21 protein-coding genes, 5 tRNA genes and 1 other RNA gene are annotated in these 21,116 nt (G+C 40.8%); 11 read left to right on the forward strand and 16 right to left on the reverse strand.

Annotation, left to right across the window (positions count from 1 at the left end):
• The first annotated feature begins 12 nt into the window (after positions 1-12).
• The gene (locus FTV50_RS01265; RefSeq protein WP_180023229.1) at positions 13-1,854 is read left to right on the forward strand and encodes a DUF2157 domain-containing protein; all 1,842 of its coding nucleotides are present in this window, start codon (positions 13-15) and stop codon (positions 1,852-1,854) included.
• Entirely contained in the window at positions 1,851-2,474 is a 624-nt protein-coding gene (locus FTV50_RS01270; RefSeq protein WP_257223837.1) for a GDYXXLXY domain-containing protein, read from the forward strand. The genes FTV50_RS01265 and FTV50_RS01270 overlap by 4 nt, the downstream gene beginning before the upstream one ends.
• 122 nt (positions 2,475-2,596) lie before the next feature.
• On the opposite strand, the gene panD is transcribed toward FTV50_RS01270, so the two are convergent.
• From panD to FTV50_RS01325, 11 genes are all read right to left on the reverse strand, one after another.
• Positions 2,597-2,977 carry an aspartate 1-decarboxylase gene (gene panD, locus FTV50_RS01275; RefSeq protein WP_078192181.1) on the reverse strand — a complete coding sequence of 127 codons (381 nt, stop codon included), beginning with the start codon at positions 2,975-2,977 and terminating at the stop codon, positions 2,597-2,599.
• A 150-nt stretch (positions 2,978-3,127) separates the two neighbouring features.
• Entirely contained in the window at positions 3,128-3,703 is a 576-nt protein-coding gene (gene pth, locus FTV50_RS01280; RefSeq protein WP_168378106.1) for an aminoacyl-tRNA hydrolase, read from the reverse strand.
• Between the two features lie 20 nt (positions 3,704-3,723).
• Positions 3,724-4,020: a 50S ribosomal protein L25 gene (gene rplY, locus FTV50_RS01285; protein WP_078192179.1), complete on the reverse strand. Its 297-nt coding sequence runs from the start codon at positions 4,018-4,020 to the stop codon at positions 3,724-3,726.
• Between the two features lie 98 nt (positions 4,021-4,118).
• On the reverse strand, positions 4,119-5,072 hold the full coding sequence (locus tag FTV50_RS01290; RefSeq protein ID WP_078191360.1) for a ribose-phosphate pyrophosphokinase: 954 nt from the start codon (positions 5,070-5,072) through the stop codon (positions 4,119-4,121).
• A gap of 37 nt (positions 5,073-5,109) precedes the next feature.
• Positions 5,110-5,184: transfer RNA gene (locus FTV50_RS01295), tRNA-Gln, on the reverse strand.
• 91 nt (positions 5,185-5,275) lie between these two features.
• Positions 5,276-5,350: transfer RNA gene (locus tag FTV50_RS01300), tRNA-Gln, on the reverse strand.
• 28 nt (positions 5,351-5,378) lie between these two features.
• A tRNA-Gln gene (locus FTV50_RS01305) sits at positions 5,379-5,453 on the reverse strand.
• A 38-nt stretch (positions 5,454-5,491) separates the two neighbouring features.
• Positions 5,492-5,566 (reverse strand) — tRNA-Gln (locus FTV50_RS01310).
• Between the two features lie 3 nt (positions 5,567-5,569).
• Positions 5,570-6,409 carry a 4-(cytidine 5'-diphospho)-2-C-methyl-D-erythritol kinase gene (gene ispE / locus FTV50_RS01315; protein ID WP_180023262.1) on the reverse strand — a complete coding sequence of 280 codons (840 nt, stop codon included), beginning with the start codon at positions 6,407-6,409 and terminating at the stop codon, positions 5,570-5,572.
• A 28-nt stretch (positions 6,410-6,437) separates the two neighbouring features.
• Positions 6,438-7,016, reverse strand: a complete 579-nt coding sequence (gene lolB / locus FTV50_RS01320; protein WP_180023230.1) for a lipoprotein insertase outer membrane protein LolB — start codon at positions 7,014-7,016, stop codon at positions 6,438-6,440.
• A gap of 9 nt (positions 7,017-7,025) precedes the next feature.
• A complete protein-coding gene (locus tag FTV50_RS01325) occupies positions 7,026-8,738 on the reverse strand; it encodes a hypothetical protein (protein WP_180023231.1) in 1,713 nt (570 codons plus the stop codon).
• 78 nt (positions 8,739-8,816) lie between these two features.
• Here FTV50_RS01325 and hemA point away from each other — a divergent pair, with 78 nt between their 5' ends.
• Complete coding sequence (gene hemA, locus FTV50_RS01330) at positions 8,817-10,100, forward strand: glutamyl-tRNA reductase (protein ID WP_180023232.1); 1,284 nt, start codon at positions 8,817-8,819, stop codon at positions 10,098-10,100.
• Positions 10,101-10,155: 55 nt separating this feature from the next.
• On the opposite strand, the gene FTV50_RS01335 is transcribed toward hemA, so the two are convergent.
• Together FTV50_RS01335 and FTV50_RS01340 are read right to left on the reverse strand one after the other, a co-directional pair.
• Entirely contained in the window at positions 10,156-12,084 is a 1,929-nt protein-coding gene (locus tag FTV50_RS01335; RefSeq protein ID WP_180023233.1) for a DNA primase, read from the reverse strand.
• 234 nt (positions 12,085-12,318) lie between these two features.
• Positions 12,319-13,290 carry an outer membrane protein assembly factor BamD gene (locus FTV50_RS01340; RefSeq protein ID WP_180023234.1) on the reverse strand — a complete coding sequence of 324 codons (972 nt, stop codon included), beginning with the start codon at positions 13,288-13,290 and terminating at the stop codon, positions 12,319-12,321.
• A 71-nt stretch (positions 13,291-13,361) separates the two neighbouring features.
• On the opposite strand from FTV50_RS01340, the gene rluD reads away from it, so the two are divergent.
• The 4 genes from rluD (at position 13,362) to FTV50_RS01360 (ending at position 17,371) form a co-directional block, all read left to right on the forward strand.
• Complete coding sequence (gene rluD / locus FTV50_RS01345; RefSeq protein ID WP_078192173.1) at positions 13,362-14,414, forward strand: 23S rRNA pseudouridine(1911/1915/1917) synthase RluD; 1,053 nt, start codon at positions 13,362-13,364, stop codon at positions 14,412-14,414.
• Positions 14,415-14,459: 45 nt separating this feature from the next.
• On the forward strand, positions 14,460-15,200 hold the full coding sequence (pgeF, locus tag FTV50_RS01350; RefSeq protein WP_180023235.1) for a peptidoglycan editing factor PgeF: 741 nt from the start codon (positions 14,460-14,462) through the stop codon (positions 15,198-15,200).
• Positions 15,201-15,240: 40 nt separating this feature from the next.
• Positions 15,241-15,792 (forward strand): flavodoxin family protein, encoded by a 552-nt coding sequence (locus FTV50_RS01355; RefSeq protein WP_180023236.1) that lies wholly within the window; start codon positions 15,241-15,243, stop codon positions 15,790-15,792.
• Between the two features lie 229 nt (positions 15,793-16,021).
• Positions 16,022-17,371: a hypothetical protein gene (locus FTV50_RS01360; protein ID WP_249708367.1), complete on the forward strand. Its 1,350-nt coding sequence runs from the start codon at positions 16,022-16,024 to the stop codon at positions 17,369-17,371.
• A 54-nt stretch (positions 17,372-17,425) separates the two neighbouring features.
• Here the strand turns inward: FTV50_RS01360 and smpB are convergent, their stop codons facing one another.
• Entirely contained in the window at positions 17,426-17,899 is a 474-nt protein-coding gene (gene smpB / locus FTV50_RS01365) for an SsrA-binding protein SmpB (RefSeq protein WP_078191351.1), read from the reverse strand.
• Between the two features lie 137 nt (positions 17,900-18,036).
• Here smpB and coaD point away from each other — a divergent pair, with 137 nt between their 5' ends.
• From coaD to FTV50_RS01385, 4 genes are all read left to right on the forward strand, one after another.
• Positions 18,037-18,528 (forward strand): pantetheine-phosphate adenylyltransferase, encoded by a 492-nt coding sequence (coaD, locus tag FTV50_RS01370; protein ID WP_078191350.1) that lies wholly within the window; start codon positions 18,037-18,039, stop codon positions 18,526-18,528.
• Position 18,529: 1 nt separating this feature from the next.
• The gene (locus FTV50_RS01375) at positions 18,530-18,793 is read left to right on the forward strand and encodes a YfhL family 4Fe-4S dicluster ferredoxin (protein ID WP_078191349.1); all 264 of its coding nucleotides are present in this window, start codon (positions 18,530-18,532) and stop codon (positions 18,791-18,793) included.
• Positions 18,794-18,819: 26 nt separating this feature from the next.
• Positions 18,820-19,199, forward strand: an RNA gene (rnpB, locus tag FTV50_RS01380) — RNase P RNA component class A.
• Between the two features lie 73 nt (positions 19,200-19,272).
• Positions 19,273-19,349, forward strand: a tRNA-Met gene (locus FTV50_RS01385).
• Between the two features lie 67 nt (positions 19,350-19,416).
• On the opposite strand, the gene FTV50_RS01390 is transcribed toward FTV50_RS01385, so the two are convergent.
• Positions 19,417-19,995 (reverse strand): hypothetical protein, encoded by a 579-nt coding sequence (locus tag FTV50_RS01390; RefSeq protein WP_180023237.1) that lies wholly within the window; start codon positions 19,993-19,995, stop codon positions 19,417-19,419.
• Positions 19,996-20,403: 408 nt separating this feature from the next.
• Positions 20,404-21,102 carry a hypothetical protein gene (locus FTV50_RS01395; protein ID WP_180023238.1) on the reverse strand — a complete coding sequence of 233 codons (699 nt, stop codon included), beginning with the start codon at positions 21,100-21,102 and terminating at the stop codon, positions 20,404-20,406.
• Positions 21,103-21,116: the final 14 nt, after the last annotated feature.

Genomic DNA, 21,116 nt, shown 5'->3' on the forward strand with positions numbered 1-21,116 from the left:
TAATGATAAAAAATGACCGCTCCTCAGTATTCTCAGCAGCAGAATATAAAGCTGCATCATTCACAGTTAGATCAAGAGTTTTCAACAGATCTGTTCCAAGATTTACAGGTTATTCGGTATCTGCAAGTAATCGGTGTTGCACTGATAGCAGCCAGTTTCGTGTATTTGATCGCGGCAAACTGGTTGATGTTGCCAAAATTCATCCAAGTGGCAATTCCAATGTTGCTGTTGCTGCTGAGTGCTGTGACGAGTGTATATGTTGCAAGTCGTGTTTGGATTCAGCAAAGTTTAGATACTTTAAGCGCTTTGTTGCTTGGATTGAGTTTGGCTGTGATTGGGCAGGTCTATCAAACAGGTGCAGACAGTCATCTGTTGTTTTTGGTGTGGGCTTTGCTGCTTTTACCTTGGTTATATCGACCGAATATCGGAGTCTTTACGCTACTGTGTTTGATCAGTCAATTGGCATTATTTTTATATTTTAAACAAAGCTATTTAATCGTTGATCATTCATGGTGGTATTTACTCTGCATGAATATATTGACGGTAATATGTGTGACGTTTTGTTTGAAATATTATGCTGCGCTGCGCTTTGTATTTATTGCATTCATTACACTAATGTCGATGTATTGCATGTTTTTATACTGCGGAAATGGGGCAGATCAGTATCAATGGCAATATTTAATTTTTGCCTTGTTGCTTCCAATTTATCTGATTATCTATTTTTATCGACAACAGCGTGCGTTAGAAACCAGTTTACAAGCCGCGGGTCTTGCCGCGAGTTTCAGTATTTTGATTTTCCAATGGGCAGAACATATTTTATCTGACTCGAGTGCAGGATTATTGGTTTTTGCCTTGCTGATATTTGCTTGGTTTGCGGTGATCAGTTGGGCACTGATGAAATTTTTGCCACAGACTAAATTTGCGGTTATTCCTTTAGCGATTGGGGCATGGTTGGCAGGCATTATTTTATCGAGCTTATTGCTGACCTATTGGAAGGCGTTTTCGATCGTCATGGGCTTAGTTTTTGTAGCTGTGGCTTGGTGGTTGATTCGACGAGTTAAAAGTATCTTTAGTCGCCAATTTGCTTACTGCTTATGGGTATGTGGCCAATCTGCGGTCTTCATTCATACAGAGAGCTTGACCGATAGCATTGGGTTTATTTTATTGTTGCAAATTGGCGTTATATTGCTCTGTTTGTTTAGTCGAATGCATTGGTTTATTGTTTTTATTCAACTCATTGCAGGATACGGCCTTGCAGTGGTCACACTATTTGATGCCGATCTTTTTATGAGCGATGAACATGTCATCTTAGCTGTGACTGGATTGAATTATATTCTACTGATTTTCTTGCTCGGGAGTGCAACAGCTTGGTTGCACTCGATGTATCGAAAAAGCATTGTGTTATGGATGTTATGCATCGTATTGGCGGGTGTGGTGTTGCAGACGTTGTCAAATAACATTCTACAGTTTGAACAGACCCAACATGGTGTTCTTGACCTGTTTATCGGTTATCTGTTGCCTGTAGTTTGGCTTGGCCTTTACATCGCAAATCAGAAAAAACAGGCGGGGAGCGAAAAATGGCTTTTACTGCTATTGGGCCTTGTACTGATTGCGATGGGTTATTTTGAAATTTTCTTGCTATTGGTTTTATTGGCATGGGCGCAGGTCTATCAGCAATCTTTGGTTAAAGCCCTGAGCATCGTGTTGATCATTTTTAGCTTATGGATGCTGTATTACAATTTAGGTCTGAGTTTTTTATTAAAAAGTTTAACGATTTTGATCTCTGGTCTTTTGCTGCTTGGCATTACCAAGATGTTATCTGCGATACAGCTTAAACAAGGGGGAGGAGCATGATGAACATACTCAATAAAAAAATACTTCCTATTGGTTTGGCTGTACTCAGTATTCTTTTATTTGTGCTGATGATTGCACGTCATGAATGGCATCTGGCAAACAGTCAGAGTATTTATGTAAAGCTGCAACCTGTCGATCCGCGCTCTTTGATTCAAGGGGATTATATGGCCTTGAATTATCAGCTCTATTTTGGTGGTCAGCCATCAAAAGAGCAATCTGCCAATGGGCAGGCTGCCAAAGCAAATACAGAAGAAAATGTACACCGTGACTATTTTGTTGATCAAAAAAGTATTGTGAGTTATGTGCAGCTTGATGCACAGCGTAGAGTGATTCGAACCAGTTTCAACCCAGAGTTGTTAGCGCAGTATCCAAGCTCATCCACAAAACTGGTGCTCAAAAATCCTGATAATAGATTTGAGGGTTTATATCCCGCTGCGAGCAGCTTTTTATTTGCTGAAGGCTTGGAGTCGTGCTATCGCGATGCGCAATATGCAGAGCTAAAGGTACAAGAAAATGGTCAGCCTTTGTTGGTGGGTTTGGTCGGAGAGCATTTACAGCCCTTTGATTGTAAACAAAACCAAGCATGGTGGAAGGGCCCGAGAGCAGGGGAGATAAGTTGAGCTGTTGAGTTGTATGTAGTGATATGCGTCTAATACTGAATTTTTGCAGTCAATAATGCATAGTTCAGCCATAAAAAAGCCCGCAAATTTTGCGGGCTTTTTAGAATCTTTAAATGCTTGAATTAAGCAACTTGAACTGGAATACAGTTCGCTGTGTGGTTCACAGTGTTGTTTGGGTTCGCATAGACTAAACGTGGCTTATGTGCATTTGCTTCAGCTTCTGTGAAATCGCCAAAAGTTGCGATAATCATCAAGTCGCCAATATCTGCTTGGTGAGCAGCACCGCCATTTACAGAGATAATGCCAGAACCTTCTTCACCACGAATGGCATAAGTGGTAAAACGCTTACCATTAGTCACGTTCCACATATGAATTTCTTCATATTCACGGATACCGGCTAAATCTAGAAGAATACCGTCAATTGCACAAGAACCTTCATAATGTAATTCTGCTTGTGTAACGACGCAACGGTGGATTTTAGCTTTTAATAAACGAGATAGCATGGCTAGCGTCTCCTTGGTAGACCTAAGATCGTATCTTATGGTGGAACAATCTCTTGAATGCTGGGTGAGCAGTCAAATGCAAGCGCATTTTGCTCTGAAATCATTCAGATGGCAATAAGTATTGTTCAACAATTTGTGGAATTGTCAGTTCTATTTGTAAGCGTTGATTTGGTTCATGGCTTGCTGAATCTCACCACTTACCAACAATTTAGTACGTGATAAGGCATGTGCAATAGCATCATCCATTAAGCCTTGTTCACTACTTGGTGCTTTACCTAAGACATGGCCTGAGACACGTTCTTTAGAACCAGGATGACCAATACCAATACGTAAACGATGGAAATTTGGACCAATATGCGGGACGATATCGCGTAAACCATTATGACCACCATGACCACCGCCAGTTTTCAGGCGAATGACACCAGGGTTCATATCAAGTTCATCGTGTGCGATAAGCATTGCTTCGGGAGCAATTTGATAGAATTTAGCGAAGGGAACAACACTTTGACCAGAGAGGTTCATAAAGGTTGTAGGTAACAGCAGACGAACGTCTTGACCTTCGATATTACCACGACCACTGATGCCTTTATATTTAGGATCAGCTTTGAGTTGGATGCCATATTGTTCTGCAAGGCGTTCTACAAACCAGAAGCCTGCATTATGGCGGGTTTGGGCATACTCAGAACCAGGGTTACCCAAACCAACAATCAGTGAAAGTTTACTCACTCATTTACACCATTTAACACTTATGCGCGTTTGAAGTCAGCGTGCATAGGAGTGTTTTTAGCTGGGTGACGTTGTAAAGCTTGGATTTTAACGCTTTCAGCTTTACCGTCGATGTTGATTTCAACAACTTCTTCAAAGAATGCGTTGTTTTCTAAAGCTTTAACAAGTTCGCGAAGTTCCAAAGTAACTGCTACAGGTTCAGCTGCACCACCGTAGATGATTGCTGGTACTTTATTTTGAAGACGAAGGCGGCGGCTCGAACCTTTCCCTTGTACTGCTTCTTCACGTGCTACTGCATTTAATACGAAGTTTGCCATGATAGACATTCCTATTTAAGTTTAATTGACTAGACCTTCGACCAGTCTAGTGATAGAAAGCCCCACCAAAAGGCAGGGCTTTTAAATTTAGCGCTATATTATAGATAAGAATCGAACATTGCGCTAATAGATTCTTCGTTGTTAATACGACGAATTGTTTCAGCAACCATACTTGCAACTGAAACTTGGCGAATCTTACCAAGAGCTTGAGCTTCTTCTGAAAGCGGAATAGTGTCTGTTACAACCAATTCGTCAATCACAGAGTTTTTCAAGTTTTCTAAAGCTTTACCAGAAAGTACAGGGTGAGTTGCGTAAGCAACAACTTTGCGAGCACCAAAAGTTTTTAGTGCGTCAGCAGCTTTACACAATGTACCTGCTGTATCCACCATATCATCAACGATGACACAGTCACGGCCTTTAACGTCACCGATCAAGTGCATTACTTGAGATTCATTCGCTTTTTGACGGCGTTTGTCGATGATCGCAAGATCGATATCACCCATTTGCTTAGCTACAGCACGCGCACGTACTACACCACCAACGTCAGGAGAAACAACCATTAAGTTGTCGTGTGACTGTTGACGAAGATCTGCTAAAAGTGCAGGAGTACCGTAGATGTTGTCTACAGGAATATCGAAGAAACCTTGGATTTGGTCAGCATGAAGGTCGATCATGACAACGCGGTCAATACCAACAGTTGTGAGCATATCTGCAACAACTTTTGCTGTAATTGGCACACGGCTTGAACGTGGACGACGGTCTTGACGAGCATAACCAAAATAAGGAATGACAGCAGTGATACGACCAGCACTTGCTCGACGCAAAGCATCAGCCATAACTAAGATTTCCATAAGGTTATCGTTAGTTGGAGCACAAGTTGGTTGTACGATGAATACGTCTTTACCACGAACATTTTCAGTAATTTCGACAGCGATTTCACCGTCAGAAAATTGACCTACAGATGCAGCACCTAGAGGGATGTGAAGGTGGCTAACGACTTTTTGGGCGAATTGTGGATGTGCAGATCCACTAAAAACGACAAGATTGGGCATGAAGCACCCTTGGCGGTTGGCAAATTGGAGAATTAGATGGCAGGGGCGGCTGGATTCGAACCAACGGATGCCGAGATCAAAACCCGGTGCCTTACCACTTGGCGACGCCCCTAATGCGGCAGAACTTTAATATTTTTACAGTATTTTGTCAAGTTGAAACAACAAAGATACTGCAAATTATGCTCTGTCTTTTTTGAAGTAAATGGCAGGGGCGGCTGGATTCGAACCAACGGATGCCGAGATCAAAACCCGGTGCCTTACCACTTGGCGACGCCCCTAAATTGATGAAATAGCGAATAAAGTAAATGGCAGGGGCGGCTGGATTCGAACCAACGGATGCCGAGATCAAAACCCGGTGCCTTACCACTTGGCGACGCCCCTAATACTTTACAGCAATTACATCTACAGGTGAAAAATGATGGCAGGGGCGGCTGGATTCGAACCAACGGATGCCGAGATCAAAACCCGGTGCCTTACCACTTGGCGACGCCCCTATATCAAACTTCAAAATGACGTAATGGTGATTCTTGCAAACTGCGAACCAAGTAAGATTTACATGGTGCATTTTTCAATATGTCATCAATATTCATATTTTCAGTCACTTCAGTAAATACACAAGCACCTGTACCTGTAAGCTTTGCTGTACCGAACTGATCTAAGTACCGCATTGCTTCATCGACTTCGGGATATAAGCTTCGTGCCACAGGCTCAAAGTTATTTCCAAAATCAGATGGCGTTTCCTGATAGCCGCAAAATTTAGTGGGCTTTGAGTCTCTTGTCAACGTTTTTTGTGAAAAAAGCAGTTGAGTGCTGATAAAACAGTCAGGTTTTAACACAATGTACTGTTTTTGAGCTAAATCTATGAATGTTAAGTGTTCACCGATGCCTTCTGCCCATGCATTTAGACCATGTACAAACACTGGAACATCTGCCCCAAGTTGTAAGCCGAGTTCTGCAAGTTGTTCGGTATTTAGACCGCATTTCCATAGTTGATTAAGCACGATTAGGGTGGTGGCTGCATTGGATGAACCACCGCCGAGCCCTGCACCCATCGGAATATTTTTTTCAATGTGGATTTTTTGTGCAGTCAGTGCATTGGCAAACGGTTTGAGTATTTGAGCAGCACGATAAATTAAATTTTGCTCTAGATTAACGCTGTTTAAGCCCTCAATTTGAATAAAATTTTCATCAGCAGAATTTGCACGTGGATGAAATTCCATCCAATCCGATAAATCGATGAGCTGAAAAATCGTTTGTAATTCGTGATATCCATTAGGACGTCGGCCAGTAATGTGCAAAAACAAATTGAGTTTTGCAGGAGAAGGTACACGAATCATGGAAGTCATAGTTCAGCTTTTAGGCAAATTAACGATTTTGAATCACCATTGTAATACGGTTTTCCTGACCGGATTCAAGTGCTTGTTTTAAAATTAACTTGTTCGGTACCGTCGCAGTCTCGTTATAACTGAGGTCAACGGTCCAACCATCTTCAATAATCTGTTGTGGGCGCTGCGCAGTATCGCGTTGAATTTTTGCTTGTGTGGTTGCAGGGCGCGCCTGTACCCAGTCGATGAGGTGGGTAATGGGAGCTTGCCAACCGGTAGCACGTTCGAGTAATTCTTCTGGTGTTGCTGCTTCAATCAAACCGGTTTTTGCACTATTGAGTTGAACTTGACCGGGTTTACCGCTGATTTGAGTTTTTCCAACACCTAATATGCCACTCAGTTCGATATCATATTCATTGCGGTCTTGAACCCAAGTAAAAAAAGCACTTCCTGACTGTTGTGGCGTGCGCACACCAATCTTACCTTGTAAGTTGAATTGATTTGCAGCGACCTCTTCAGGGCTAGGTTGACCGGGTGTTTTAACATATTGCTGACAACCGGTAAAAAATAAAGCGCAGCAGGTCAGGGCAGATACCCCAAATTTTGAAGATACTTGCATAAAGTCTTTTTAACTCTTTTTCATGGGTTGGGGTAACAATAACGAATGTAGTTGCTCTAATTGCGGATCATTCGGATGTTTTTGTTGGAGTTGTTGTAACAACGCGTCAAATTTATTCATATCACCTTGCATGAAGACTGATCGTGCATAGCGAATGCCAATTTTTAAACTATTACTCAGTTCATACGCTTTGGCCAAAACAGATGCAGATGTACTAAAATCATTTTGCAAATAACAAATATAACCGAACGTATCTAAAATTGAGGCTTGCTCAGGAGCATATTCTAAGGCATGTTCGACGTATTTTCGGGCTTCATCTAAGCGTCTATTTTGTACCGCCAAGGTATAGGCATATGCATTTAAATAGGTCGGGCTATTGGGTTCAATTTCAAGTAATTGTTTTAGTAATTGGTCGAGTCTATCTTTATCTTGATGGGCGTCGAGCAGTAGAACTTCGGCATAAATGAGCTCAGGATCTTCGGGCAAGTTTCTTACCGCTTCATCAAGCAAACGGACTGCTGCTTTTTTATTGTTCATGCGTTTTAAAATATCTGCCTGAGCAAGATATAAGAAACTGGCATGTTGAGGATAATTAACCCGCTCTTGGGTTAAAAAGCGCAGTGCATCATGCAGCTTATTTTGCTGGCTAAAAATGCTGATCATATTGCGCCGTGAAACTGTATAAAGACTGCCATCAACAAGGCGATAATAGGCTTTTGCCGTTTCATAATGCTGTTTGCGTTCAGCATTTACTGCGAGATAGTAATACGCTTCATTTTGGTATTTGCTCGAATAACGTAACTCCACCAAATACTTTTCGGCTTTTTCATATAGCTCTAAGTCAATACTGGTCAAACCTGCCATAAATAGCGGTTCTTCAGCAGATGGCCATTTCTTTAGTATATCTTCGAGTTTTTCTAGACCTAATTCTGACTGATTGATTTTAATTAAATATTTTGCTTCGGCTAAGCGAACTTCCATATTGTTGCGGTGTTTACGGCTGGATTTTTCGAACCATTTTAAGGTTTCTTCTTCATCACCTAACGACATAAGTAAATTGGCTTTCATTAAGATATAGCCAGTCACTTTCGGGCGTTTTTTCAGTGCTAAATTAATGGTGTCTAAGGCATCAGCAAAGGCACCATTTTGAGCTTGTAAACCTGCGACTAAGACCAAAATAGAAGGGTTGGTTTTCTCCTTGCTAGCGGTCAGTGCTTGAATCAGATAAGCGCGATCTTCCTCTGATTCAGGGGAAATACCCGCCAAAATTTGTTCTAAATCTGCATTTGGGTCAATGGTTAAAATTTTATCAAGTGTTTCGGCGGCAAGCTCATATTCATGGGCTTTCAAAGCAATATGTGATAAATAAAATAATGCTGGTACATCTTCAGGTTCTTGCACAACCCAATGTGTAGCAATATCTAAGGCTGCTTGTAAATCATTTTGCTCAATAGCAACGTTTAAAGCACGCTGTTTGACCATGGTGGATTTACTTTTGATTGCAAGCACGGTGTAATTATGAAGCGCGGTTGGGATGTCGTTATAAGCTAAGGCAAATTCTGCAATCATACTTTGTTTAATTGCATCATATCCTGAATTTGCATGGTAAACTTCTCCCACGGCCCGAATTGGGGCAGTAGAAGCCATGCTACCAACAAGTAAGAATGTGGTAGAATACTGCTTTATTGTCTGGCCGTTCAGTCGGCTATTTGTTAGACGCAATTTTTCTTGATCCAAGTAATGCTTTTTATGACGCCGATAATGCACAATAGCATAAATTTAGCGAAATGATGATCTGATATGTCTTTCTTTGCATTGGGTGTCAACCATCAAACCGCCTCTGTAGAACTGCGCGAACAGATTGCATTTAACCCTGAAAAGTTAACAGCGCTGCTTGAACAGCAAAGCCATGCACCTGAACTCAATGACATGGTGGTGGTATCTACATGTAATCGTACTGAAGTCTATGCGATGTCTGAAAATGCAGACATGGTATTGAATTGGCTTGCCCAATCAAATGGTATTGATGTAAAGCAATTGTCAAATCATGTGTATCGTTATGAAAATGCACAGGCGGTGACACACCTCATGCGTGTGGCTAGCGGTTTGGATTCGCTCATGCTTGGTGAGCCTCAAATCTTAGGTCAAGTTAAAACGGCTTTGTCCTTAGCCAAAGATGCCGAAACCGTTTCCCCAAATTTAAACCGTATTTTTGAATATGCCTTTTATGCGGCAAAACGTGTGCGTTCTGAAACAGCCGTTGGAAGTCATGCGGTGTCGATGGGCTATGCTGTTGCTCAGCTCGCTTTACAGGTCTTTAGTCAGCCTGAAAAATTGACGGTGATGATTGTTGCTGCTGGTGAAATGAATAGCTTGGTTGCAAAGCATTTGGCCGAAATGGGTGTGGGCAGAATTATTATCTGTAACCGTACACGTGCCCGTGCCGAAGCTTTATCGCAAGAGATTGCTCATCGTGTAGAAGTTGAAATTATTGATTTTGCAGATTTGGCAGACAATTTACATCGTGCAGATGTAATTTCAAGTTGTACCGGAAGCTTGCATCAAGTGATTTATTTTGCGGATGTCAAAGCAGCACTGAAAAAACGTCGTTATAAACAAATGCTATTGGTTGATTTGGCTGTACCACGAGATATTGAAGCCAAAGTTGAAAGTCTAGATGGCGTTTATTTATATGGTGTCGATGACCTGCAAACTGTCATTGAAGAAAATTTGGCTCAGCGTCGTCAGGCGGCAGTTGAAGCCGAAGTCATGGTCAATCAGCTTGCGACAGATTTAATCACGCAGCAAAAAGTGAATTTGGCTGGCTCGACGATTCATGCATACCGTGAACATGGTGAGTCATTGCGTCAAGAAGAACTGGCTTTGGCGCTGAATCGTCTACAAAAGGGCGAAGATGCTGCGAAGATTATGCAAGAAATGTCACATCGTTTAACCCAAAAGTTGCTGCATCCAACTTCTATCGTGCTGCGAAATGCAGCAATGGCGGAAGACCCTGCTTATTTTGAAATGTTAGAACAAAATTTAGTTAATGTGGCTGAAAATCGCCGTAAACCAAAAAAATAAATAAGCTGATTCATTGAATAGCATGTCGTTCACAGCTTGAACTTGAAGTTAAAACTTAATCTTCAAGGAGGGTGAGCGATCTTTTTTTATCAATATCATAAATACGTTGTTTTAAATTACGCATTTCAGCAAGGCTAGAAAACTTATTCGACTTGATCTTGAGTTGTAAGAATTGATATTGCAATTTTGTCGATAAATCTGCTGCAAGTTTATCTGCCTGTTCAGGTGATGACGTATAGTCACTGATATTGGCATGTTCTAAAATATGTTGTAATTCATGATGATGCGCTGCACATGCACCGAGTACATAATAGGTCGATAACTCTGGGTCATCAGGCAATTCATCAAAAATCACATTGAAAATATTTAAAACGTGATAAAGCAAGAAATCTTGTGAAACTAAGGCGCGTAAAGGCTCAAAATGAATGTAGAGATAAGGATGATTGATTAAAATCGCAATCACATATTCTTCGGCATCAATTTTTGTACTAAAGCTCAATGATGCATCATTATTGACTTGAGGCTGCCACTTTCGGCTAAACCCTAATTTTTCACGGAAATATTGTTGTAGCAAATAACGATATGAACCACCTTTCGGCAACAGTTCAGTGAGCTGTCTGAGTTCACCCATCACCTGACTTTTACCCTCAGGTGAACTGACATCATGATTTTGCGTTAAATGTGCAAAAACAAATTCAGAAAGAAGCGGTGAGGTGTGCAGTAACCGTCGAAAATTTTCAATACCTTCACGGCGGATCAATGAATCTGGGTCGTGGTCATTCGGCAAAACAAAGAATTTAAGTTCACGACCATCATTCAGTAATGGAAGGGCAATTTCGAGCGTACGACGAGCTGCTTTTTGACCTGCGGCATCACCATCAAATGCAATGGTAATGCGGCTATTTTGCTTAAATAAAATGTTTAAATGTTCAGTATTACTGGCAGTCCCTAAAGTCGCTACAGCGCCATGAATGCCATATTGCTGTAGGGCAATCACATCCATATAACCTTCGACCATTAACCAATCTTGGGCTTTTTGTTTACGGCCTTCGTATAAACCATAAAGTAACTGGTTTTTATGGAAAACTTCAGAGTCTGGGGAGTTGATGTATTTCGGTTTGATTTCATCATTTAGGGCACGACCACCAAAACCGACCACACGACCTTTCGCATCTCGAATCGGGAAAATCACCCGCTCGCGCAGTAGGTCAAAGTCACGACCACTGTCACTGGTTCGAATCAAACCGAGAAGTTTGAGTCCTTCGATATCTTGTGGAAAGGCTTTTTCTAAATGTTGCCAATCTTCAGGGGCATAGCCTAAACGCCAATAGGCGATGGTGTCTGCACTGAGACCCCGTTGTTTAAAATAAGCTTGCCCAATTGGACTGAGCGGAAGTTGTTGCTCATAAAACTGTGCGACATTTTCCAGCAAGTCATATAAGTTTCCGTCTTGCGGCACATCTTCAAATCCATTGGTAACTTGGTCAAAGTGAGCAAACGGATCGTTCCCATAAAAGGCATCTTCGTTATTTTGAAACTCAGCAAATGGGTCGTGTTCGAAATTTACTGCAGCAGGATTTGTGTCGGTTTCGCCTGTTTTGGGTGGCAGAGCTTTTGCTTCGATTGGAGGTTTTTGTACAGGTTTGGGTTTAGATTCGCGTTTATATTTGAGTTTATTGGAATCGTTATTGTCTTTCGGTAGTTCAATACCCGTTTGGCTAGATAAATCCTTCATTACTTCGATGAAGTTACGGCTACCAATATCCATTAAAAAACGGATGGCATTACCATTGGCCTGACAACCAAAGCAGTGAAAATATTGTTTATCACGATAGACATGGAAAGATGGCGATTTTTCCTGATGGAATGGGCAGCATCCTGAGTAGGTGCGTCCAGTCTTTTTCAATTTCACAAATTGACCAATCACATCGACAATATCGGTGCGATCTAAAATTTGATCAATTGTATGTTGAGGAATGGCCATGCTGTTTTATCTGTCTATCTATTGAATTTGGGCAGTTCGTGAAATATGTTGAAATCAGCAATGCTGTAAGTTCAGGTGGAGATGCAGTACAGCATCGTCCATCGAACTATTGTATACCTTTTAATCTAACCGAATCTGTAGATCCTGAAAAGATAAAAGGGCAAGTATTCTAACTTGCCCTTTGTGAAAAATCGACCTTCGTTGCGACTATATTATTCAGCTGATTCTGACGACTCAGTTTTTTTCGCTATGAGGACGATCGAGTAAGCCAAAGCTTAAACGATTAGTTAAACTACGTTTTTCTTCATCATTTTCAACTACATCTGTAGAGGTTTGCTCAGACATCGTCTGTGCTTCTTTACCGAAAATACCTAAGGTTGCACGGTTAAGGAAGCTGCCTTCACTACGTGCAGCACGCATATTGACTGTACCGTCTGACTTCACAAGTTTTGGATAGTTCAGTTTAAGTACTTCAATGTATTGCTGAGACGTGGTTTTATCACCAAGTTTGTCATAACCATAGGCAACCGTCGCTAGAGCTTCTGGAACTTGTGGTGCTTGAGGATAATGTTCGATCACCCAAAGTGAACGTTCAACAGCAGCTAACCATGCTTTACGCTTCACATTAAAACGTGCCGCATTCATTTCGCTTTCAGCCAATTCTTGACTGATGAACTTCATACGTTGTGCGGCATCGACTGCATATTCACTCGATGGATAGCGACGGATAAAGTCGACAAAGTTTTGATAAGCCACTTTGAGATAGCTCACATCACGATGCGATTGCTTTAAAGAAGTATAGCGAAGCAAACCATTGTAGTTTTGCTCCATGTTTGAAACACCACGCACGTAGTACGCATAATCAACTTGCGGATGTTGTGGGTTCATACGAATAAAACGGTCTGCAAGTGCAATCGCACCTTCATAGTCTTTTTGCTGAAACTTTACATACAATAGTTCAAGTTGTGCTTGCTGCGCATAGTTACCTGTAGGGTAGTAGGTCTCTAGAGCTTCAAGGTGTTTTGCTGCATCTGTATATTGGTTACGTTCAAGCGCTTTTTGTGCTTTTTCGATATAAATCTGTTCGCTTGATTGTGGACCTGTGTCGACCACTTCTTTCTTTGGATTACTGCTACAGCCTACCATTGCCGATGCAATGCCTATTGTTAGAGCAAGCATTGTCATTTTATATTTTGGTAGCGACATAAAAATTCCTCTGTTAATACGGGCAATGAGCTACAATTGAACTATTAAACCACTTTTGTCTGAATGAGCAAATGAGTCAAGCACAATCTTCCAATTCTAATTTCCCTGAAACTGATTTCAATTTACTTGAAGATTCTGAGGATGCAGATAACCATACTTCAGACTCAACTGCAACACGTTTATCGTTGCAATTTCAATTGGATGAAAGCTATTTAGGACAACGTATTGATCAGGTTTCAGCACTGGTTTGGACTGATTTTTCTCGTGAAAAGCTAAAACAGTGGCTCAAAGAGGGCCATTTGTTGGTCAATGGTAACACTGTGAAACCAAAGTACAAATGCGAAGGCACAGAGTTATTGACTTTAGACGTCGAGTTAGAAGCACAAACCCGTAGCTTACCTGAAGATATTCCACTTAATATTGTCTATGAAGATGACGATATTATGGTGATTAATAAACCTGTCGGTATGGTTGTACATCCGGGCGCTGGAAACAGTACAGGCACATTGGTGAATGCAATTTTGCACCATTACCCAAAATCTTCAGAGTTGACCCGTGCAGGTTTGGTGCATCGTATCGATAAAGATACCTCAGGTCTGTTGGTGGTGGCGAAAAACCTCGAATCCCAATTTTCTTTAAGTAAACAATTGGCGAAGAAATCGGTTTACCGTATTTACGATTTGATCGTATATGGCAACATTATTGCTGGCGGTACAGTGGATGAGCCAATTAAACGTCATCCTGTTGACCGCATTAAAATGGCTGTCTTGCCGGGCGGTAAAGATGCAGTGACTCACTATAATGTGAAAGAACGTTTCCAAAACTTTACCCGCGTTCAAGCACGTCTAGAAACGGGTCGTACCCATCAAATTCGTGTGCATTTTACTTATATCGGTCATGGTCTTGTGGGCGATCAAGTGTATGTACCACGTGTACGTATGCCTGCAGGCGCGTCGGTGTTATTAGATGACACTTTACGTGGCTTTAAACGTCAGGCTTTACATGCGGTTAAATTGGGTCTCGTTCATCCACGTACAGGTGAAGACATGATGTTTGAAGCACCATGGCCTGAAGACTTTAACCAATTGGTTGAAGTTTTACGTAGCGAAAACAAAGCGTATTAAGTTTTAAAACTGATTTACACGCCATAGATATAAAAGGACGGCAACATGCAATTTGTTCAGGGACTTCCACAGGGTGTTTTTGTGGGACAAACTCGAGTTCATCATGATCAGACGCAACCCGCTGAACAACCTGAACTGGCAGGATTTAATCTGGCATTGCATGTAGGAGATGATGCAGCGCGTGTGCAAAAGCACCGGATGCAATTGCTCAAAGACTTTGCTAAATATGGCGTGAATAAAATCAGCTGGATGAACCAAACGCACAGTACGCTATGCCATCGCATTGATGAACAGATCAACTTTGTTGCACCCGAAGGCGATGGTATGGTCACGCAGTCTAAACATCATGCCCTGATGATGATGACCGCAGACTGCTTACCCGTGGTTTTGGGTAATGCTGATGGGACAGAAGTTGCCAATCTGCATGCAGGTTGGAAGGGCTTGGCTAATGGTATTGTGGAAAACACCATTGCAGCCATGCACACTCAGCCAACATGGGCTTGGTTGGGGGCAGCCATTTGCCAAGAGAGTTTTGAAATTGGCGCAGAAGTCAAAGCTGCCTTTTGTTCCAAATATCCAGAACTTGAAAGTGCATTTAAAGCTGGTGTAAAGGAAGGTAAATATTATGCTGATCTTTATGCGATAGCGCGTTATATTCTTGCATTACATGGGGTTAAAGCTGTAACCGGTGGCGACCAATGTACCTTTTTGCAAGCTGATGAATATTTTTCTTATCGCCGAGAAGCGAAAACAGGACGTATGGCAACATTCGTCTTTATGCTTTGAAAATGCTAAACTTGACTGAATCTATCGACTTTTAAATGTTATGTCTTTGACTGCTAAATCTCTTGCTGTTGTTTACCACAGTCCCTATGGGCACACTGCCAAAGTGGCGAATTTCATTGTACAAGGTGCAGAAAAAGCCGGTGTAAAAGTCCATCTCATGAATGTAGAGCATGTGGATTGGGATGAATTGGACAGTGCAGATGCCATCGTTTTTGGATGCCCAACCTATATGGGCAGTATGAGTGCGGCAATGAAATTATTCATGGAGCAATCATCTAAACGCTGGTTAGCACGGACATGGCAAGGCAAGTTAGCCGCTGGTTTTACCAATGGTGGCGGCTTAAGTGGAGATAAATTGGCAGTATTGCAGCAAATCAATTTATTCGCCATGCAGCACGGCATGTTGTGGAGCGGTCTTCCATTGATGCCAACTGGACGCAGCACAACAGATTTAAATCGGATGTCGAGCTTTTTAGGTTTAATGACACAATCGGATAATGCGCCTGTTGAAGTCACGCCACCTGAGGGTGATTTAGAAACTGCTATTTGGTTTGGTGAATATCTGGGGTTGTTGTTAAATAAAGTTAATTAATTTGTAAATAAATCGTTTGAACTATCATTTATAAATCTTTGAAAACCCTAGTGATGGAAATGTTACTGGGGTTTTTATTGACCTAAAATTCGTGAAAATTGGCATTTTGTATAATTGAGTTGTGATGCGTGTCACAAATTGCCATTCATTTACGCCAACGCTATTGATTTAATCTTCTCATAAATTTCACTCGGGATGAGTGACGAATATTAAAAAGGATTAAATAATCGTGAAAAAAACAATAGTCGCAATGGCATTGACCTTATGTGTTTCTGACGTTGTTTTTGCAGCAGAAGGATTGGTGGGATTAGCAGATGAAGAATTGTCTGCCATCAATGGTGCTGCATTGATGAATATGTCCTATACCGATCCTATTTTGGTCAACCAACAAATGGTCGATGAAAATATTGGTTTCTACAAACTCAGTTTAGATGCCGTCATGGATCTGAACGTCAATGTCAAAAGTTTGCAACTCGGCTGTGGTGGGGTAAATGGGTCAAATGGCTGTGATATTGATATTCGTCATCTAGCGTTGAGTGGTAATGCAACGTCGACCGATGCCAACGGTAATCCCGTCTTTAATGGTGATCGAGCGTCAACCAGTGCCGAACTGAAAAATCCGTTTATTGAATTTGCAATTAAAAACCCAAAACAAGCGGCTTTACGTGAAGTTAAAGGCTTCCGTGTCAGTGCTGAATCAATTACAGGTTTATTGACCACAGGTATTCAAAACACGGGTGCGCCGACAGATGGGATTAAGTCGCTAAGCGGTTATATGAAAATTGCACCGACTACAGGGATAGCAAAGACCCAAGCCGCGATCTTTGGGGATAGCAGCAGTGAGACTTTATCCGGTAACTTGGTGATTAACACGATTTGGAACAATGATCGTAGCTTTGTCAGCCAACCTGAAAATAGTAAGGGTTTAAAAATTCCTTCAATGAATGTGCCGTTTACCGTCCCTGAAATTACCATTAACGGAAAACGACAAACTCAAGCCGTTGCCAAAAATATCAGTGCGACTGTACCGTCGATTCAACTGAATCGTGATAGTGGTAGCTTGCAGGTCAAACTTGACCGTAATTTGTTATGGGTAGAAGGGGCACAGTTCTTTATGGATTCTGGCTCATCAATTGATGGTTTGAAAATGAACATTACCTTTGAGCAAGCCTTAAATATGATTCATAATATTCCACTAAATGGCACAGCCGGTTATTTATCGCTTCAATCTCAAGATATTAGTTGGCCAGATGCCAATGCCGATGATATTGCACGTACAGGTTGGTGGATGTCATTTAAAGACCCGATCAATATTGGCAAATTGAATCCAACATCTGAAGTGGATATCTCAGGCGTCTTGCCACAAGTTGCTCAAAAAGTATCGCAAATTTTAACCAATGAACCGATTTATATTCCCTTAGGTTCTGCTGTTGGTGCAGCATTTGGTTTACCGATTTATAAAAATGTCGGTTCAATTAACCTTAGTAATGCCGGTGCGGCCAATTTAACGTTAAAAAATCAGGTATTGGGAAATCAGGAAGTTCGGACCAACTGTTTTGGTGGATTGAAATTCTGCTAAATCTGCAATTTAAAAATAAAAAAACCTCCAAAAAGGAGGTTTTTTTTAATGAACTTATTTATGAAAAATACGGGCTTTATCGCGTTGCCAATCACGGTCTTTTTCCGTTGCACGCTTGTCGTGAAGCTGTTTACCTTTTACTAGGGCGATTTCAAGTTTGGCATGAGGACCTTTCCAGTAACATGCCAAAGGCACACATGAATAACCTTTTTGGTTAATCGCACCTTGTAGTTTTTCAATTTCACGGCGGTTCAGCAATAATTTACGAGTACGTGTTGCTTCAGGCACCACATGTGTCGAAGCACTCAGTAAAGGTTGCACTTGAGCGCCGAATAAAAATGCTTCACCATTTTTAAACGTAATATAGCTCTCTACGATAGTCATACGACCCGCACGCATTGATTTGACTTCCCAGCCTTGTAATGAAAGACCCGCTTCAAATTTTTCTTCAATGAAATAATCGTGACGCGCACGCTTATTTAGGGCAATCGTACTGCTACTATTTTTTTTAACTACTGCTTTCGTCATAATCAAAAACTTCCAAACTTAGCACTATTGTACCCGAACTTTGAATAAGATGAAGTTTTTAAATTTACAAGCTGACTTCACCTATAAATCAAGATTTTGTTAAAATACCCATCTACAAAATAACAGAGTACAACTGGATGTCTAAAACTCGTGTAATTTATCCGGGCACATTCGATCCAATTACTAATGGTCATATCGACTTAGTGACACGTGCATCACGCATGTTTGACGAAGTTGTCGTGGCAATTGCAATTGGACATCACAAAAACCCTGTGTTTAGTCTGGAAGAACGTGTTGCACTAGCGCAAGAGTCTTTAAGTCATTTGTCAAATGTTGAGTTTGTAGGTTTTGATGGGCTGTTGGTCAACTTCTTTAACGAGCAAAAAGCAACAGCCGTGTTACGTGGTTTACGTGCAGTTTCAGATTTTGAATATGAATTTCAATTGGCAAATATGAATCGCCGTTTGGACAGTAAATTTGAAGCCGTGTTCTTAACCCCATCAGAGCAATATTCGTTTATTTCATCTACGCTCGTGCGTGAAATTGCACGTTTAAATGGTGATGTCACTCAGTTTGTACCACAAGCTGTTGTGGAAGCCTTTAAGCGTAAACAACAGCAAGGTTGGTAGAGTGTCTTTATATATCACTGATGAATGCATCAACTGCGATGTCTGTGAACCTGTATGCCCCAATGAGGCGATTTTCATGGGGGAACTCATTTATGAGATTAACCCTGATTTGTGTACGGAATGCGTTGGGCATCACGATAAACCGCAGTGTCAGTTGTTCTGTCCGGTGGATTGTATTCCATTGGATCCGGCACATCCTGAAACTCAGGAACAGCTTCAACAAAAGTACGAAAAACTAACTGCTCAAAAAACATCAAGCAATTAGTTGTCAGATTTGTTAGAATGCGCCCCGAAGTGAACCAGACGATCGCTGCTGTGTATAGGTCTCCGTGACTAAAGCAGGGGAGGAAAGTCCGGGCTTCATAGGGCAAGGTGCCAGGTAACGCCTGGGCGGTGTGAGCCGACGGAAAGTGCAGCAGAGAGTAGACCGCCTTCATTATGGTTTCGAGCAATCGAAATCGGAGGTAAGGGTGAAAGGGTGCGGTAAGAGCGCACCGCGTGTCTGGTAACAGTTCACGGCATGGTAAACCCCACCGGAAGCAAGACCAAATAGGGATCCTTTAGGCATGGCCCATGCTGGATCCGGGTAGGTCGCTTGAGCGTATGAGTGATTGTACGCCTAGAGGAATGATCGTCCTCGACAGAACCCGGCTTATCGGTTCACTTCAACAAATTTTGATCAAATACGCGCATTATGGGCTTGACGATATTTAAATATCCCTCCATAATGCGCGCACAGTTTAAGGCTATGTAGCTCAGTTGGTTAGAGCACCGCACTCATAATGCGGGGGTCACAAGTTCAAGTCTCGTCATAGCCACCATATTCAAAAAAAGACCACTCCGATTGAGTGGTCTTTTTTTATGTCTCAATTTTCCAAATTTAAAAAATTAACGATAAACAAAACGACGCATACCTGCACGTAAGGCAAATGCGCCATGCATATATACGCCACCGAGCCAATACGGCACATTAAAAACTTCTGAATAGCGATATTTAACTAAAGCAAACTCAGCCAATAGTCCTTCAAAGAACATCCCACCAATGGCAAGCATAATAGCTAATATCAGTAGCCATGTACGCTCATAGCTAAATAACCAGCGAATAAAAAAGCTAATATAGAAAATCCAACAAAGTGCTTCTGGATGAAAATTGCCAAATCCGCTGAGTATATAGACTATGGCAAATAGTATTAGGCTTTCGACGAGGGGCGCAGTGCCGTCATGATGGCAACTGAGCTGAGTCATCACATAGTGTTTAAGTCGTTGTGTAAGTTGAATATAGCTAAATGCCATGAAAGCAAAGGCAATAAAAAAGCCTGGAAATACCCACCAAGCCTGATGGAAAAATAATGGGTTGGGATAATTAAGCGTTTGGGTATAGACATGAATCGCATCGCAAAAAGTTGCGACGACTGCTGCCAGCAGGGAAAGTATAAATATGCCTGAGAATTGAGTGGTTCTCGTCATCATTCATCCTGAAAAGTAGTGATCTTTTTATTTTGTGAGTTCTTTATAGAATGAATTTGGAGAAAAGGCTATGACAAATTACGAGATGCTCATGTGTTAAATGTTAATTTATAGCGCTACTGCTATACTCAATACATAGTTAACTTTATGAATATAAATAGAAATGATAGATATCCAATTAAACTGGCCTAAAGATAATTTTGAGAATATTGAAACTGCATGGGAAGGTGTTCATTGGAAAAGAAAGTGTTCACTCTTTTAAATAAATTGATTTATATCTATCAAAATCCCTTGCACAACTTATGACTAAAAAATCTAAATTTCATAATGATAGTGCAGGGCTATTATTTTAAAACATGTAATAGCTATTGTATGATTAAAAAAACCACTCAACCTAAGTGGCTATTTTTATGAAAATAAATCTGATCTTAGTATTTTTTCAATTTCTTCCATGTCATTTTTTAATTTTTCTGAAATGGGTTGAATATCTACTGTAAATTTTTGGGTTATCTCATTTTGTGCGGATTCATCAAAAAATAGTTTAGAGATGTTACTTATATACTGAGTTGTCATTTCGAAAACGTTTTTATAGCCAATTGTTATTTCAGCTAATTTGTCTCTTATGGCATCAGGGGCAAAGAATTTCAAGCGATTGCATTCATTTTGTAATGTATTTAGCTCTTTAGATAAATTTGCAAATAAGCTTTGGATATTTTGATGATACTCACTAGTAACTTGAGCTATCATATTGGGATCATTTTTTTCAGAAGCATTAAAAAGATCAATCAAAAATTTTTGCATATAAAGGTTGATTGACTTTTGTGAGTCGATTTGTGCTTTTGAATGAAATTTGTCTAATTTACTAAAGAAGTCGCCATAAATTTCTTGCTTGATACCAAAATTCTTTTTCTTTGTTTCTAGTTTTAAATCAAAACTATGTTTTAAGCTTTCCAAATCTTTGTCTTTTTCAGCTTTATAATCAATTAAAGATTTATCATTTTTTTGTTTTTGGTAAAAAGAAAATATCATCCATAAGATATTTGAAAGTGTAAATAATATGGTGAAGAAAACAGGATTTTCACTTACAAAACTCAAAATACTTTGCATATAGAATCTTTAGG

It is taken from the genome of Acinetobacter sp. YH1901134 (genome assembly GCF_013416965.1).
GTDB classification, from domain to species: Bacteria; Pseudomonadota; Gammaproteobacteria; order Pseudomonadales; family Moraxellaceae; genus Acinetobacter; species Acinetobacter amyesii.

What these genes read in the sequence shown, in the direction of transcription:
- FTV50_RS01265 (WP_180023229.1), top strand. Translation starts at nt 13, where the DNA reads ATGACCGCTCCTCAGTATTCTCAGCAGCAGAATATAAAGCTGCATCAT.
- FTV50_RS01270 (WP_257223837.1), top strand. Translation starts at nt 1,851, where the DNA reads ATGATGAACATACTCAATAAAAAAATACTTCCTATTGGTTTGGCTGTA.
- panD (WP_078192181.1), bottom strand. Translation starts at nt 2,977, where the DNA reads ATGCTATCTCGTTTATTAAAAGCTAAAATCCACCGTTGCGTCGTTACA.
- rplY (WP_078192179.1), bottom strand. Translation starts at nt 4,020, where the DNA reads ATGGCAAACTTCGTATTAAATGCAGTAGCACGTGAAGAAGCAGTACAA.
- FTV50_RS01290 (WP_078191360.1), bottom strand. Translation starts at nt 5,072, where the DNA reads ATGCCCAATCTTGTCGTTTTTAGTGGATCTGCACATCCACAATTCGCC.
- ispE (WP_180023262.1), bottom strand. Translation starts at nt 6,409, where the DNA reads ATGATTCGTGTACCTTCTCCTGCAAAACTCAATTTGTTTTTGCACATT.
- lolB (WP_180023230.1), bottom strand. Translation starts at nt 7,016, where the DNA reads ATGCAAGTATCTTCAAAATTTGGGGTATCTGCCCTGACCTGCTGCGCT.
- hemA (WP_180023232.1), top strand. Translation starts at nt 8,817, where the DNA reads ATGTCTTTCTTTGCATTGGGTGTCAACCATCAAACCGCCTCTGTAGAA.
- FTV50_RS01335 (WP_180023233.1), bottom strand. Translation starts at nt 12,084, where the DNA reads ATGGCCATTCCTCAACATACAATTGATCAAATTTTAGATCGCACCGAT.
- FTV50_RS01340 (WP_180023234.1), bottom strand. Translation starts at nt 13,290, where the DNA reads ATGTCGCTACCAAAATATAAAATGACAATGCTTGCTCTAACAATAGGC.
- rluD (WP_078192173.1), top strand. Translation starts at nt 13,362, where the DNA reads ATGAGTCAAGCACAATCTTCCAATTCTAATTTCCCTGAAACTGATTTC.
- pgeF (WP_180023235.1), top strand. Translation starts at nt 14,460, where the DNA reads ATGCAATTTGTTCAGGGACTTCCACAGGGTGTTTTTGTGGGACAAACT.
- FTV50_RS01355 (WP_180023236.1), top strand. Translation starts at nt 15,241, where the DNA reads ATGTCTTTGACTGCTAAATCTCTTGCTGTTGTTTACCACAGTCCCTAT.
- smpB (WP_078191351.1), bottom strand. Translation starts at nt 17,899, where the DNA reads ATGACGAAAGCAGTAGTTAAAAAAAATAGTAGCAGTACGATTGCCCTA.
- coaD (WP_078191350.1), top strand. Translation starts at nt 18,037, where the DNA reads ATGTCTAAAACTCGTGTAATTTATCCGGGCACATTCGATCCAATTACT.
- FTV50_RS01390 (WP_180023237.1), bottom strand. Translation starts at nt 19,995, where the DNA reads ATGACGAGAACCACTCAATTCTCAGGCATATTTATACTTTCCCTGCTG.
- FTV50_RS01395 (WP_180023238.1), bottom strand. Translation starts at nt 21,102, where the DNA reads ATGCAAAGTATTTTGAGTTTTGTAAGTGAAAATCCTGTTTTCTTCACC.